This window comes from Pseudomonas sp. EA_65y_Pfl2_P74 (assembly GCF_963970575.1).
GTDB lineage: Bacteria > Pseudomonadota > Gammaproteobacteria > Pseudomonadales > Pseudomonadaceae > Aquipseudomonas > Aquipseudomonas baetica_A.
The window spans coordinates 1-13,952 of sequence record NZ_CAXAOQ010000029.1 but is presented as its reverse complement, the minus strand read 5'-3'; the positions used below and the strand labels follow the sequence as shown (position 1 = coordinate 13,952).

The window sequence follows — 13,952 nt, the reverse complement described above, 5'->3', positions numbered from 1 at the left end:
AAGGTCAGTTGGACTCAGGCAATCTGGCAATCACTTTGATCTCGAAATCGAAACCATACAGCCAGGTCACGCCCACTGCGGTCACGGTCGGATGTGGCGCGTCGCCCCAGAATTCTGAAAGAACCACATTCCTGATCGCCTCGTGCTTCGATTGCGGGTCGACGATGAAGACGGTGACATCCACCACGTCGCCGAAGGTACAACCGGACTCATTGAGGATGGCGTTCAAATGGCTGAAGGCCAGGCGCACCCGGGTTTGCAGATCCGGCTCGGGTGAGCCGTCCTCGGTGCTGCCGACTTGTCCCGAGACAAAGAGAAAGCTGTTGGAGCGAATGGCCGCTGAGTAGCGATTGCGCTCGTAAAGCGTTCTGCGTTCAGGAGGAAAAACTACGTCGCGCTGCGTCACGGGGTGTCTGCCTGGCGCGGCAGCGATACCCACGGTACGGCTGCGCGTCGATGTGCCTAGCCCATCTACGCGTCCGATTCTGATGCCCGTATTGCCCGAATTTCACGCGCGCTGCCCGGATATGCAGTTCGACATGGGCGTTAGTGTTGGCATCGTCGATATCATTGATGAAAACGTCGATTGCGTGGTGCAAGGCAGTGAACTGCTGGATCAGTCGCTGATGGCCCGCAAGGTCGCGGATTTGCCACTGGGCGTGTTTGCCGCGCCTGCTTATCAGGCCCGCGCCGGCACATCGCGTCGGGACGGCGCGGAATGGGAGTCCTCTGGCTGCCCACGTACATGTCCGACGCCCATGTAGCACGAGGGTGAGTGAGTGCCGCTGTTCGAAGATTGGCAACTTGAGCCGATGCCTCTGTATGTAGCGTATCCGCCCAGCCGGCATGTAACCCTGAAGTTGCGAGTGTTTATCGATTGAGTGGTGGCGTTGATGACGTAGTGAGTGACTGGTTTGCTTTTTGCTTGTACGACTGCGATGCCGTCAAATAACTTACACAAATGGCGACTTGAAAGCCTGCAGTCGTGATGTGCATGGTTTTCGCCTCCAGGAGCTGCACCCATAATGAACATGTACATCGATATCGTCGGCGCCTGTAATTTAAGCTGCCCTTCCTGTCCGATGGGTAACTCGGAAAACCTCAATTTCAAGAAATCCATGCAACTCGACATGTTCAGGCAGATCGTCGAGAAAGCCAAACGTGAAGGTGTTCGCTCAATCTTTCTCTACAACTGGACCGAGCCGCTGGTTCATCCAAAGATTGGCGAGTTTATCGAAATCGTTAACGCGGCGGGCTTGAACAGCGGTGTCAGCACTAACTTGAATCTGGCCAAGAACATGGAAAAAGCCTTGATGGCCGAGCCAGGGTTCTTCCGTATATCGCTCTCGGGTTTCTACCTGGAAACTTATGAGAAGGGTCATGTGGGTGGTGATATTGAAGTTGTAAAACAAAACATGATTGCCTTGCATGACATTAAACAGCGATATGGTTTAGCCACCCAGGTCGACGTTTACTATCATCGCTACCTGGACAACATGGAAGAAGAAGCGCTGATGCGCGAGTTCAGTGAGCGCTTGGGTTTCAAATTCACTACTGGCTATTCCGTGATGATGCCGCTGGAGAAGACCCTGGCGATTGTCGAGGGCGATTCCTCTGTCACCGAGACCGATCTCGAGACCCTGAAAAGGCTCGCGTTGCCGCCTTATGCTGATCTTGTGAATGTCATCCAAAACTATCCCCCGCAGATCTGTGTCCTGAAGGACGATTGGCTGGTAATTGACTGCAATGGCAATACGGTACTGTGTTGTTCGATTTTCAATCAGACCGAATATCAAGTGGGTAAGTACCTTGACATGCCCCTTGATGAACTGACTCGACGCAAATCCACGCAGAAAAACTGCGCCGACATGTGTGATCGATGCGCCAGCAAGGGCATGCATATCTACTCGATGAATAACAATCGGGGTGTGTTGGAGAGCCATGCGGTTAATCGCATCATCGATTTTCAACGACGCAGTATTCTCGAACTGCCGATTGATAGCGAACAACTTGGCCGGGCCGGCGAAGTCAGTGCCGAAAACTTCGATGAAGCCCAATACTTTCAATTGAATGAAGACGTCAGGCAAGCCGTTCAAAGCGGCGCTTTCTCCAGCGGCTACCAGCACTATTTGCTGTTTGGCCGTTTGGAGGGAAGACTCGGTGCCGGTGTCTTTACAGTGGTTTAAACAACGATCAGGCGGACAGCAGATGATCCGATAGCCAAACGATAAAGCGTTGGGCCATCGGACCGTTCTCACTGTCGCGATGGGTCGGTAACGCCCAGTTCGGGCCGCGAATCGAGTCTTCGACCAGCCATCAACCGTAGGCGTGATTGACTCTTTGTTCCATCAGGCTAACTATCGGCGGATAACAACATGACCGAAGGACCCTGCCTTGATCGAACGACGCCAATTCAGCGGAGGTATGAAGGGGAAAAACCTCCGCTATTTGAATGAACAATCAGCTGACACCCGCGTGACCCGCACTGGTTTTCTGCTGCTCGAACACTTTTCACTGCCGGCCTTCACCCAGGCGCTGGATACCATCATCACCGCCAATCTGTTGCGCGCAGAGTTGTTTGCTTCCCGCACGTTCGGGTTAGGCGAAGGTGAGGTGAACAGTGATCTGGGTTTGGTCATTCGCCCGGATGTGCGGATTGATCTGGCGGCCCTTCAAGAGCTTGATCTACTGGTGGTGTGCGGTGGTTATCGAACCGAGCTTAAGGCGACGGATGAATTGATCAGCCTGTTGCGCGCGGCGGCGGAGCGGGGCGTCAGTCTCGCAGGGTTGTGGAATGGCGCTTGGTTTCTCGGGCGCGCCGGATTACTCGATGGCTATCGCTGCGCGATTCACCCGGAGCATCGTCCGGCGCTCACCGAGATTGCCAAGGCCACGCAAGTCAGCAGCGAACCCTATGTAATTGATCGTGACCGGCTCACCGCGTCGAGTCCGTCCGGAGCTTTCCACATGGCGCTGGATTGGATCAAGGGCTTGCACGGCAAAGCGTTGGTCGAAGGCATCGAGGATATTCTGGCGTTCGAAGAGTCGCGGTACCGGCGGATCAAACCGGATGAAAACATCTGCGTGAGTGCGCCGTTGCGTGAAGTGGTGAAGTTGATGGACGCCAACCTTGAGGAGCCGCTGGAGTTGGAACAACTGGCGGTGTATGCCGGGCGATCTCGGCGCCAGTTGGAGCGCTTGTTCAAGGAGCAACTCGGTACCACGCCGCAACGTTACTACCTGGAACTGCGCATCACCGAAGCGCGGCGTTTGCTACAACACACCGAGCTTTCCCAGGTGGAAGTGCTGGTGGCCTGCGGCTTCGTTTCCCCAAGCCATTTCAGTAAATGCTACAGCTCATACTTCGGCTATCGCCCCTCAAGAGAAAAACGCCTCGTTAAATAACCCGAGGGAACTGATACTTGCCGGTCAAGCGCTTGGTGTAGTTCTCAGGCGCCGGGTGCGGTGCGGCGTTAGCATCGCCCTTCAACGTTACCGTCGGCACACTGATCGACGGTGCGGTGGCCAGTTTCTGCTCCAGCGCTGCGTATTTTACTTCGCCCTGCCAGCGCCGCTGGTTGCCTATTGCGCAGGGTGTCTTTGGAGAGGAACTGCGTATCGCCATAAGCTCGCGCCTAGGGCATCAACACTCGATAACCCTTGGTCGCCAGCAACGGCGTGCCATCTTCATGGTGGCGTCTCCTGTACAAGCTCCTGGCCAAGGGTTCCTTATAAATCCTTCAAACCTTGAGTGCATTTGAGCGCAGGGACGTATCAGGCCTGTGTCGAAGCAGGTCATTGTTGAAAGGCGCTGTATCGCGGCGAGGGGTCATACAGAGTGTGATACACAGCGAAAAACCCACTGATCACTGGCCCGAAGCCGGGCAAAATAATAAGTCGCTGTTTTAAAACAAAAAATAATTCATTTCGTACTTCACAAACGAAAAGAATGTTGGTAAATTGCGCCCCGTTCTCGCAGTGATCCTCACGGAGCCGCTGACAAGAGCTGTAGGGGCGTCGCCAAGCGGTAAGGCAGCAGGTTTTGATCCTGCCATGCGTTGGTTCGAATCCAGCCGCCCCTGCCATATATCGAAAAACGCCAACTTCGCAAGAAGTTGGCGTTTTTTTATGCCTGCGATTTGTGCCACGACGGAGCAGGGCTGGCGCGCACGATGCCGGAGCACCGTGCGCGCCCCTCACTCAGTGCGGTGCGCGCGGGATGGTTTTCATCAGGTCTTCGGGGCTGATGTGGCCGACCACACTGCCCGGTTGCGGCAGGTTGAGGATGTGGCCCTTCATCTTGCCGATGATGTGCATCTCGCACGGTTTGCAATCGAACTTCAGCGTCAGCACTTCATCGCCGTGGATCAACTGCATCGGCGCGACTTTGGTGCGTACGCCGGTCACGCCTTTGGCCTGTTTCGGGCACAGGTTGAAGGAGAAGCGCAGGCAGTGCTTGGTGATCATCACCGGCACCTCGCCAGGCTCTTCATGCGCTTCATACGCGGCGTCGATCAGCTTCACGCCGTGACGATGGTAGAAGTCGCGAGCCTTCTGGTTGTACACGTTGGCCAGGAACGTCAGGTGCGAGTCCGGGTACACCGGCGGCGGGGTGGTTTCAGCTTTGCGGCTGCCGCGTGGGTGAGCGGCGACACGGGCGGCAGTCAGGGCTTCGATCACTTCACGGCGCAGGGATTTGAGCTGTGAGTTGGGGATGAAGAACGCTTGTGGCGCATCGAGTTTGATGTCGGTGGCGTGGTACTGCGTGGTGCCGAGTTGGCCGAGCAGATCGCGCAGTTGCTCCAGCGCCTGCTCGGGCTTGTTGGCAACGCCGAACGGGCCGTCAAGCGTGACGCTGGCGCTGATGCCTTCTTCGCTGGTGGCGGTGAGGTCAAGCTGTTCTTCACGCAAGCGGGCGAGCCAGCTCAACGCCACGCGACGTTCGGAAGAAGTCTTTTGCAGCGCCTGTTGCCAGTTGTGATCGAGGTTGCGATTCAACGGATGGCTCGGGCGCAGCTTGTACAGGCCTTCCGGCATCTCGTTAGGCTCTACGCGATAGCGGTAGCGCTTCTCGCCGTCTTCTTCGAACTCGCCTTTTGGCTCAGCGATGTTGGCGCGGAAACCGACCACTTCCCGTTTGACCAGCACGTTCAAGCCATCACCGTTGGACAGCGGCTCGTGGGTCACGACCTGCATATCACGCTTGCCGACTTTCTCGACCGTGCCCACCGGCAGACCGGTGAACGTCGGCGAGTCAAACGCGCCAATGTCGATCTTGCGATCGGTCACGAAGTAATCGGTGCTGCCGCGATGGAAAGTCTTTTCCGGATCGGGCAGGAAAAAGTGCGCGGTGCGGCCGCTGGAGGCACGGGCCAGGTCCGGGCGATCTTCGAGCACGTCGTCGAGGCGCTGGCGGTAATAGGCGGTGATGTTCTTCACGTAGCCCATGTCTTTGTAGCGACCTTCGATCTTGAACGAACGCACGCCGGCTTCAACCAGGGCCCGGATGTTGGCGCTCTGGTTGTTGTCCTTCATCGACAGCAGGTGTTTTTCGTAGGCAATCACGCCACCCTTTTCATCTTTTAGGGTGTAAGGCAATCGGCAGGCCTGGGAGCAGTCGCCACGGTTGGCGCTGCGGCCGGTCTGCGCGTGGGAAATGTTGCACTGGCCGGAGAATGCCACGCACAGCGCGCCATGAATGAAGAACTCGATCGCAGCGTCGGTTTCGTCGGCGATTGCGCGGATTTCTTGCAGGTTCAGTTCGCGGGCCAGTACCAGTTGCGAGAAACCGGCCTGATCGAGGAACTTCGCCCGCTCCAGGGTGCGGATATCGGTCTGGGTCGAGGCGTGCAGTTCGATCGGCGGAATGTCCAGCTCCATCACGCCCAGATCCTGGACGATCAGCGCATCGACGCCGGCGTCGTATAGCTGATGGATCAGCTTGCGTGCTGGTTCCAGTTCGTTGTCGTGCAGGATCGTATTGATGGTGGTGAAGATGCGCGCATGATACTTGCGGGCGAATTCCACCAGTTCGGCGATTTCGCTGACTTCGTTGCAGGCGTTGTGGCGGGCACCGAAGCTCGGGCCGCCGATGTACACGGCGTCGGCGCCGTGCAGGATCGCCTCACGGGCGATGGCCACATCGCGGGCAGGGCTGAGCAATTCCAGGTGGTGCTTGGGCAAGGACATAGTTTTTTTAGTCAGGCTGTCACGGTTAGTCGCGCATTGTACCTGCGAAATGGCCGACCGGCACCCGTATGCCGATTCAGGTGTATTGAGTCCGCTGGCACAGTTCTGAAAATTCCATAACTGTGGTTTCTATCAGTTGTTTAATCGCCAATATTCAAACACATTCATCGCCCGATAGTCCGGTGTGCGCAGCTGTCTAAATTCCGGTTTGTTAGTTTGGGAATCAAGGGTGCCTGGTCATGAAAAAAACTGAATATTATGCAACGAATGATCTTGATGAAGAAACGCTAAAGGCTGGTACGGCTTGTGCCGTGAGAAATAATGTTTTCGACGTTAAATTCTCAACACCATTTCCGATGGTCGAGGAGGTTTTTCGGCGGCTCAGTTTATATATGAATCATTAAGCGAGGGCACTATCAGCATCATCGGTCGTAGCGCGCCATTGGATGAGTTTGTACAGCTTTCGATTGTGCTTGCGCGATCTATGGAAGATGGCACGTACGAATTCGTTCACTTTGGCGAAGGGGTTTCGGGAGTCTTTGTATCCCATGCCGGCATAATTACCCTTCTCAAAGGCGCAGTTTCTTTCAAGAGAGATAAAGTATCTAAAACAATTGAGGTGGTTTTTGAAACGGACTTCGAATATGACGAAGAGCATTATCATATTTCAAGTGAAAGCGTCTTTCTCAAAGCAACAGGTCCACTTTGAACTCAACGTGCTGCTTTACCCTTGAGGGCGGCGATACATTCAGCGTCGATGTCGCCTGCCCGCAAGCCTTAATGCGCAAACTGCTCATTAAGGAATTTGTGGTGTGATGTCAGGCCTTGGCGGCCATTGCGGTCACTTCCACACGCATGCCTTCTACGGCCAGCGAGGCAACGCCTACGGCTGCACGAACCGGCCACGGCTTGGCGAAGAAGCGCTTGTAAACCTCGTTGAACGCGGCGCGATCAGCCATATCGGTGAGGTAGATGGTCAGGTGCATGACCCGATCCATCGAACTACCGGCACGTTCCAGGGCAACTTTCAGCGCTTGCAGTGTGCATTCGCTTTGTTCGGTAATGCCACCCAGTTCCAGGTTGCCATCGGCGCGGGTCGGAATCTGGGTGGAGACCATGATCCCGCCGAACGTCGCGACGTCGGAGGAAATGGAGTCGGCGTCCGGATCGGGGGTGAAGGTGATGTTTTGGTTGGCCATGGGAGTCCTTGTCTGAGCGAGTGAATATCGCGGCAGTTTACAGATTCCCTACGGACATGGCCCCTTCAGAGAAAACGTACTGGCAATCCGGATCACACAGGCAGCGTCGCCGCCTCTGCCGCGAGGGCTGACAGGACACTGGGTCGTGTAGCGACGCGGCGACTATAACTGGCGAGGGCCGGCCAGTTTTCTATGTCGATATTGAAGGTTGGTAGCCATGTGAGCACGGTGAACAGATAAGCATCGGCAACTGTGAACGTACCCATCAGATAGTCCTGATCCGAGAGGCTGCCGCTCAGGTAATCCAGACGTTTGAAGAGCTTTTGCCTGAAAACGGTTTTGATCGCTTCCGGGAACTCAGCACTGAACAGCGGGGCGCTGCCACCATGGATTTCGGCGCTGATGAAGTTCAGATGTTCCTGCAACCTCGAGCGCTCCCAGGTGCCGTTGGCCGCTGCCATTGCGTGGCCCGGCGCCTGATCCGCCAGATATTGAAGAATCGCCGGCCCCTCCGTCAGGACCTCGCCGTTATCCAGTTCCAGCGCTGCAACGTACCCCTTGGGGTTGATCTTGCGAAAGTCGCGCCCGTCGGCGGTGCATTTGCTCTGGTTATTGACGCGAATCAGTTCGAACGGCAAGCCCAATTCCAGCAGGACAATGTGCGGGGAGAGGGAGCAGGTCATGGGCGCGAAATACAGTTTCATGGCACTTCCTGGCTGAAAGAAGGTGTCAGGATCACTCGTCGTCTCAGGCTTCGCAAAGGTCATTTCGAGTGTTAGCGTATGACAAAATCTCATGGCCATTGAACTTCACATGTTTGCCAGACTTCCTTCTCTCAACGGCTTGAAAGCCTTCGAATCCGCCGCTAGGCACATGAGTTTCACTAGGGCAGCCGAAGAGCTTAACGTCACGCAAACCGCCATCAGTCATCAGATTCGCCGGCTCGAAGAGGCGTTGGACGTGCCTCTGTTTCTGCGCCTCAAGGACGGTTTGGCACTTACTGAGCATGGTCAGGCCTATTTGCCCGGTATCCGTTCGGCATTCCAAGGGCTGCGCTATTCGACCGAACAATTACTGGCGTCGCGCAACAACAGTGTGTTGACCCTCAGTACCTTGGTATCGGTGGCGTCGAAATGGTTATTGCCACGTCTGCCGTCGTTTCAGCAGGCGTATCCCCATATTGATGTTCGGGTCAGCGCCTCCACCGATCTGGTGGATTTTCGCAAGGGCGGCATTGACGCAGCGATTCGTTATGGTCGGGGCGACTGGAAGGGTTTGCGCGCCGACTTCTTGATGTCTGATGAAATATTCCCGGTATGCAGTCCCGCATTGCCTGGCGGGGCGAAGGCCTTGAGCACACCAGCCGATCTTGCGAACCACACGATGCTGCAAGTCAGTGGCATGACCGCCGGAGACTGGAACACCTGGCTCAGTGCCGCCGGTCAGCCAGCGCAACTGGCCGAAGGGCCAAGGTTGACGTTTGATCTGGCGATGATGGCGGTGCAGGCCGCTGTGGACGGGCAAGGCGTATGCATGGGGCGTTCGACCTATGTCGCCGATGATCTGCGAGCAGGGCGACTGGTGGCGCCATTTGCTCTGCGCTTGAAAGATGATTTGGGGTTCTATCTGGTGGCGCCTCATGAAACGGCTGATTCGCAAAAAATAGTGGCCCTCAGGACATGGTTACTGGCGTCGCTGGACAATAACGTGAGCGGTTCAATGGAGCGTGACCACCCTGCGACTTTCTCCAATCCTGATTCTGTCGAGGGCCCTGTTTAACGCATCAAGCGCGTCGAGAAGGGCTTTGGCCTCCGCTTCTCGACTATCCCCCCAGAGGCGTTCGGCCATTTTGTTCAACGCCTGGATGGCGCGTTCGATGTCTGCGGCTGTTGCGGTCTCTTGAACGACCGGCTGTTTCTTCGGCATTGCGACATCCTCGGCAAGTGCGTGCTATGGAAACGAGATAAAAGGGGTTCGATTGCTAAAGGGTATAACGTGTCGAGCACGAAGGCGTACGCTGATCACGTCATTGCTGCGCCAGGTGTTATGGGTGATGGCACCACAATCAATCCAGTAAGGCGCGAGTGCCTTGGCTGGCTCCTGCTCAAAGGGGTCGACATGCTGTCAAACCTTGAACTGCGCCACATCATCGAATCGGCTTTTTTGCCGCTCTCGTGCACATGTCAGATTGAGCCACAGGGTTATCTTCAGGCGCAGATCCATGACCCTCTATCGGGGCGGATAGAGTTGATGGTCACAGGCATTTCCATCACGTGTCTGAAAGGAAACCAGGCAATAACTGCACTCGTCGATGAAATTCGCGCAGAGCTCAGCCTTGCTCATGAAATGAGAGCGTGGCCGCGTGAAAGGGCGGCGTCTTCATCTCAGGCGTAAAACGGATAGTCGATGTAGCCGCGCTGATCACCACCAAAAAAGCTGCTCGGGTCCGGGGTGTTGAGCGGTAAGCCCTCGTGAATCCGTCGCGGCAGGTCAGGGTTGGCCAGAAAAGGTCTACCGAACGCGATGATGTCGGCGCGACCTGAGATCAGTGCTCGCTCGGCGGACTCGGCGTCATACCCGCCGGCCAGAATCAGAACGCCTTTCCAGGCTTGGCGAAGCTGGGCGATGATCGCGTCCCAGCGCGGGTCGAAGTTTTCGTCCTTGACCGTCCCGACCATCGCAGGCACCACCAGATGCAGGTAGGCCAGATTCCATTGGTTGAGCATCTCGACGAGATGACCGAACGTAGTCTCGGGTGTGTCATCGCCCATGCCCATGAATCGTCCCATCGGCGTCAGCCGCACACCGACCCGTTCAGCACCTACTTCTTCAGCGACCGCCGCTACCACCTCCAGCAGAAAGCGTGCGCGATTCTCAACGCTGCCGCCGTAATCGTCTTCGCGCTGGTTACTGTTGTTGTTAAGGAATTGATCGAGCAGATAACCATTTCCGGCATGGATTTCCACGCCGTCCATGCCGGCATCCAGCGCGTTGCGCGCCGCCCCAGATACCGTTACCCTTTTCATCTACGATAAAAGTCTTGCCGGGCACGGGTAAGGCGCTGGGCGCGACCGGCAGATCGGCGTCGGGTTGGAAGCTTGGGTGCGAAACCCGCCCGACGTGCCCAGGCAGTGCCAGCAGTTGCATCAACGCGTTGTATTTGCCCAATCATCGTGGATCGAGCCGCATCAATGTGTTTATCGACTTTCTCGTGGAAATCCTCAATCCTGACGCCCCGTCCATAACCAACGCTTGACCGGCTCTATGCGCGAGTGATTATTTTGTCTGGAGCTATTTTATTTGAGCGGGACGAGGTGGTGTTGGAGTGCAGGGCTGCGGAATTGACTGAATAGGTGCTCAAACGGTTCAGAAAGACCGGCTTGACAGTTGCGAATCCCAGAAACGGCAAAACCCTGAATAATCAGGGCTTTGTCGTATAAAGATGGCGGAGGCGGTGGGGTTCGAACGCATGGAACTGCTACCGTCGACTGTTTTCAAGTTCGAATATTAATCCTTATCTTTCAGCAGCTTAGAAGATATTTGTTTCTATTTTGCAGGACTGGTTATGCGACTCACGCTCTCTATAATGAGTCACCGGCCATGCCTAGAGCGCTTGTTATGTCAACTTCCCCTGATCAAAAATTTGCTGTCGTTTTACGCCGTGCTTCAAACTGCGATCTAGAAGATCTGATAGCCATTCGGATTGAGGCCATGCGCGAAAGCCTGGAGCGGCTTGGGCGGTTTGATCCTGATCGCGCGCGCGAACGGTTTCATAGTGGTTTCGACGCTAGCAGCACGCGCCGCATAGAAGTATCAGGTGATATGGTCGGTTTTGTTGTTCTCAAAGACCATCAAAGCGAGCTTCTGCTTGACCACTTGTATGTGATACCTAGCGCCCAAGGAGCAGGGATAGGCACCGAAGTTCTCACTCAGATTTTCAGAGAGGCGGATGAGATCGGACGCCCTATTAAGGTTGGCGCTCTCAAAGAAAGCGCTTCAAATCGCTTTTATATTCGCCATGGTTTCGTATTTGTCGAAAGCGGTGAATTTGATAATTATTATGTCCGCGCCAACAGTAATACCGTTAGTTTGGGTAACTAGGCGAATCTTGATACGGTGACCAGTCAGAGGTTGTACAGCCAGATGGGCATCAACCTGTGCGGCAACAGGTCGGAAATATCACTCGCCCGCTGCGTCGGCAGACGCGTGAGAACGTCTTTCAGATATCGACCTGAGTCATGCATCGTGACTTCGGTGTACGCTTACGCATCGGGCATGTGAAATTGAAGAGCTGCTGCCGCATAAATGGCAACTCGGTTACGTTCCAGTTATCGCCTTCATATCGCTCGTAATCCCATTGGTGACCCGTCTGGCGGAACAAGGATTAGACCGGGTCGGCCTAGTGAAGCTAACTTGAGCGGCGTCCAGTCAGCGCCGGGGCGACGCGATCACGCATGTTCCGCTGCCAACATTGACCTGAACTGAGAAATGATCTTTGAAGATAGCCCGGCCCCTTCGAACACCGCGCAGGTGAAGCTAATGGGGGCAGGGCCTGGAGCAGTTATGATGCGGTCTGCAACCACAGCGACCGGACTGTTTCGATAAAGCGTACGCCCTTCATAACCTACGGCATTCTGTTGTAAGAAGTCAGCGCTGTTCGAGGTATGAGGAACCGTGTCGATAAGCCCGGCCCTGGCAAGTGCCAGCGTTCCCCCACAGATACCTGCAATTGTCGCCCCACTTGAGCGACTGGCATGAAGAAAGTCTCGAATATCCGGTGCTTCTGCATGCTCCCAGATCGTTCCTCCAATGATGACAACAACGTCCGGTTTCCAGTCCAGACATTGCTGCAAACTGCTATCAACCGTTACAGCCAATCCGCCCTGCGAGCAGAACTGCCCCGTAGCAGGAGCGAAAAACCTGACGTCGATCCCGTAAAACGGTGACGCAGTTCCAGCAATGAAAGCATATTCCCAGTCCGCAAAACCGGGTGTCAGTATCAAACCCACACGTGCCATCAGTCAGAATCCTCCATGAATGCCAATAACGAATGGCGACAATAAACAGACATCAAGGCTGCTTCGGGTCGGTTGCTGCGCCTTATGATAGGCAGCAATCGGCCAAAAACGGCCTGTCGATAACGCTTGATCAGAACGCCGTCTTCACAACCCTACGCTTCTAGACGGCGAGCAAGTGTACCGCCTTCAGTTTGTCATTGATGCTGCGTTTCACGTACAAACTCGATGAGCGCCTGTAGCGCCGGCGGTACGTGATGCCGGTTGGAATAATGGATAAAAAACCTGCTTGGCAGGGCTTTCCAGTCTTCAAGAATTTCCACCAACTGCCCCTGCGCTATGTACTCCCTTGCCATCTCCTCATACACGTACGCGATCCCGGTACCGTCCTTCGCGGCCTGGATCATCATGGTGTCATCTCCCAGTATCAACGGCCCTGTCACGGTCAGGCGCATGGGCAGGCCTTCGGCAAGACATTCCCATTTGTACAGTTTGCCGCTGGGAAAGCGTCTGCCAATGCAAGCGTGTTCAAGCAGCCTCTGTGGCGTTTCCGGTGTCCCGCACCCCACGAGATAACCGGAGGCAGCAACTGTGACAAATCACCTAGGGAGAGCCCTCCGGGACAGCGACCATTTCACCAGTGAGGATTTCGCCGAAGTGCACGCCGGCATCGAACCCTTTGTCGATGATGTCGCTCAACCCATCGTCAGTCACCAGCTCCACATTGATGCGTGGGTATTGCCTCCCTTCAACCGCCGTATTCAGCCTTGATGCGCGATATCGATGATCAAAACCTGCCTTATTGTGCAACGGCGCAGGTTGGAGTGATTGCCTACTCGACTTTACAATCTGGCCTACCGACCGCAAGCCTGACCCGTGAGCGGATTGCACAGTTGTCCGACGACGACTGGCGAAAATCGCGTAGCGCCGACTTCCAGGAACCTCGCCTCAGCAATAACCTCGCTTTGGTAGAAGTCATGGCAAAGATTGGGGCCAGACATGAGGTCAGTGCGGCGGCCGTAGCCATCGCTTGGGTACTACGTGATCCGGCAGTCACCGGCGGTATCGTAGGCGTACGTCGGCCCGACCTAGTCCATGAATGGATTGAACGATGCCACCAGCATTCGTCTTAGCCACGCTGAAATAGAAGAAATGAGCCCCTATTTACCTGAAGGTAGAGGGACAAATGTACCCAGCAGCGCGGCCTGAGCAACCAATGTCAATCAATTGATACGTTGCTGACATAACCTCTATTGCGGGAGGTAAGGGATGACCGCGAGCGATAGGGATCGCGGCCGACAAAGCAGACACCGCCGGCCCCTTCTGCTTGGCAGCGTGTGATCTCAGGAGTCAGCTGATGGCTCCTGGAGATCCTGCCGGTTACCTGGCAGCAACAAACAGTCGAGCCACGAAGATAGCCAGTGGACGAGCCCCATGAAAGACAGGACACCGTTTCCCCCTTACGATAAGGGATAGGCAAACGGTTATGTTTATGACTAATAGCAACGACAAGAGTGGGGAGCTTTTGGGTCAGGAGCGGCGGCGCCGC

12 protein-coding genes, 1 tRNA gene and 8 pseudogenes are annotated in these 13,952 nt (G+C 55.4%); 10 read left to right on the top strand and 11 right to left on the bottom strand.

Features of this window, described 5'->3' with window-relative positions; all coding sequences use genetic code 11:
• Positions 1-4: 4 nt before the first annotated feature.
• Positions 5-406 carry a RidA family protein gene (locus AACY18_RS21430; RefSeq protein WP_339466025.1) on the bottom strand — a complete coding sequence of 134 codons (402 nt, stop codon included), beginning with the start codon at positions 404-406 and terminating at the stop codon, positions 5-7.
• 7 nt (positions 407-413) lie between these two features.
• Here AACY18_RS21430 and AACY18_RS21425 point away from each other — a divergent pair.
• Positions 414-881 (top strand): annotated as a pseudogene (locus AACY18_RS21425) (LysR substrate-binding domain-containing protein); the annotation flags it as partial.
• A 144-nt stretch (positions 882-1,025) separates the two neighbouring features.
• The gene (locus AACY18_RS21420) at positions 1,026-2,186 is read left to right on the top strand and encodes a radical SAM protein (protein ID WP_339466023.1); all 1,161 of its coding nucleotides are present in this window, start codon (positions 1,026-1,028) and stop codon (positions 2,184-2,186) included.
• 19 nt (positions 2,187-2,205) lie between these two features.
• On the opposite strand, the pseudogene AACY18_RS21415 reads toward AACY18_RS21420, so the two are convergent.
• A pseudogene (locus AACY18_RS21415) lies at positions 2,206-2,313 on the bottom strand (LysR family transcriptional regulator); the annotation flags it as partial.
• An 81-nt stretch (positions 2,314-2,394) separates the two neighbouring features.
• Between AACY18_RS21415 and AACY18_RS21410 the strand changes: the two are divergent.
• Positions 2,395-3,405, top strand: coding sequence for a GlxA family transcriptional regulator (locus AACY18_RS21410; RefSeq protein ID WP_339433029.1), 1,011 nt, complete (start codon positions 2,395-2,397; stop codon positions 3,403-3,405).
• 7 nt (positions 3,406-3,412) lie between these two features.
• On the opposite strand, the pseudogene AACY18_RS21405 reads toward AACY18_RS21410, so the two are convergent.
• Positions 3,413-3,565 (bottom strand): annotated as a pseudogene (locus AACY18_RS21405) (alpha/beta hydrolase); the annotation flags it as partial.
• A 445-nt stretch (positions 3,566-4,010) separates the two neighbouring features.
• Here AACY18_RS21405 and AACY18_RS21400 point away from each other — a divergent pair.
• A tRNA-Gln gene (locus AACY18_RS21400) sits at positions 4,011-4,085 on the top strand.
• 115 nt (positions 4,086-4,200) lie between these two features.
• Here AACY18_RS21400 and AACY18_RS21395 read toward each other — a convergent pair.
• The gene (locus AACY18_RS21395; RefSeq protein WP_339466021.1) at positions 4,201-6,189 is read right to left on the bottom strand and encodes a peptidase U32 family protein; all 1,989 of its coding nucleotides are present in this window, start codon (positions 6,187-6,189) and stop codon (positions 4,201-4,203) included.
• 442 nt (positions 6,190-6,631) lie between these two features.
• Here AACY18_RS21395 and AACY18_RS21390 point away from each other — a divergent pair, with 442 nt between their 5' ends.
• Positions 6,632-6,898, top strand: a complete 267-nt coding sequence (locus AACY18_RS21390) for a hypothetical protein (protein ID WP_339433031.1) — start codon at positions 6,632-6,634, stop codon at positions 6,896-6,898.
• Positions 6,899-7,007: 109 nt separating this feature from the next.
• Here the strand turns inward: AACY18_RS21390 and AACY18_RS21385 are convergent, their stop codons facing one another.
• Positions 7,008-7,388 carry a RidA family protein gene (locus tag AACY18_RS21385; protein WP_339466020.1) on the bottom strand — a complete coding sequence of 127 codons (381 nt, stop codon included), beginning with the start codon at positions 7,386-7,388 and terminating at the stop codon, positions 7,008-7,010.
• A 92-nt stretch (positions 7,389-7,480) separates the two neighbouring features.
• The gene (gene gstA / locus AACY18_RS21380; protein ID WP_339433033.1) at positions 7,481-8,092 is read right to left on the bottom strand and encodes a glutathione transferase GstA; all 612 of its coding nucleotides are present in this window, start codon (positions 8,090-8,092) and stop codon (positions 7,481-7,483) included.
• A 109-nt stretch (positions 8,093-8,201) separates the two neighbouring features.
• On the opposite strand from gstA, the gene AACY18_RS21375 reads away from it, so the two are divergent.
• Positions 8,202-9,167 (top strand): transcriptional regulator GcvA, encoded by a 966-nt coding sequence (locus AACY18_RS21375; protein WP_339466086.1) that lies wholly within the window; start codon positions 8,202-8,204, stop codon positions 9,165-9,167.
• On the opposite strand, the gene AACY18_RS21370 is transcribed toward AACY18_RS21375, so the two are convergent.
• Positions 9,105-9,314: a hypothetical protein gene (locus AACY18_RS21370; RefSeq protein WP_339433034.1), complete on the bottom strand. Its 210-nt coding sequence runs from the start codon at positions 9,312-9,314 to the stop codon at positions 9,105-9,107. The two genes, AACY18_RS21375 and AACY18_RS21370, sit on opposite strands and share 63 nt — an antisense overlap.
• Between AACY18_RS21370 and AACY18_RS21365 the strand changes: the two genes are divergently transcribed.
• Positions 9,288-9,782 carry a DUF1652 domain-containing protein gene (locus tag AACY18_RS21365; protein ID WP_339433035.1) on the top strand — a complete coding sequence of 165 codons (495 nt, stop codon included), beginning with the start codon at positions 9,288-9,290 and terminating at the stop codon, positions 9,780-9,782. The two genes, AACY18_RS21370 and AACY18_RS21365, sit on opposite strands and share 27 nt — an antisense overlap.
• Here the strand turns inward: AACY18_RS21365 and AACY18_RS21360 are convergent.
• Positions 9,773-10,511 (bottom strand): annotated as a pseudogene (locus tag AACY18_RS21360) (oxidoreductase); the annotation flags it as partial. The gene AACY18_RS21365 and the pseudogene AACY18_RS21360 overlap by 10 nt on opposite strands.
• A gap of 1 nt (position 10,512) precedes the next feature.
• Between AACY18_RS21360 and AACY18_RS21355 the strand changes: the two are divergent.
• Positions 10,513-10,644, top strand: a pseudogene (locus tag AACY18_RS21355) (LysR family transcriptional regulator); the annotation flags it as partial.
• A 362-nt stretch (positions 10,645-11,006) separates the two neighbouring features.
• Positions 11,007-11,489 carry a GNAT family N-acetyltransferase gene (locus AACY18_RS21350; RefSeq protein WP_339433036.1) on the top strand — a complete coding sequence of 161 codons (483 nt, stop codon included), beginning with the start codon at positions 11,007-11,009 and terminating at the stop codon, positions 11,487-11,489.
• A gap of 23 nt (positions 11,490-11,512) precedes the next feature.
• Here AACY18_RS21350 and AACY18_RS21345 read toward each other — a convergent pair.
• The 3 genes and pseudogenes from AACY18_RS21345 to AACY18_RS21335 form a co-directional block, all read right to left on the bottom strand.
• Positions 11,513-11,629 (bottom strand): annotated as a pseudogene (locus tag AACY18_RS21345) (transposase domain-containing protein); the annotation flags it as partial.
• A gap of 207 nt (positions 11,630-11,836) precedes the next feature.
• Positions 11,837-12,406: a DJ-1/PfpI family protein gene (locus AACY18_RS21340; protein ID WP_339466018.1), complete on the bottom strand. Its 570-nt coding sequence runs from the start codon at positions 12,404-12,406 to the stop codon at positions 11,837-11,839.
• Positions 12,407-12,600: 194 nt separating this feature from the next.
• Positions 12,601-13,144, bottom strand: a pseudogene (locus AACY18_RS21335) (LysR substrate-binding domain-containing protein); the annotation flags it as partial.
• Between AACY18_RS21335 and AACY18_RS21330 the strand changes: the two are divergent.
• Positions 13,141-13,612: pseudogene (locus tag AACY18_RS21330) on the top strand (aldo/keto reductase); the annotation flags it as partial. The pseudogenes AACY18_RS21335 and AACY18_RS21330 overlap by 4 nt on opposite strands.
• Between the last annotated feature and the right edge of the window lie 340 nt (positions 13,613-13,952).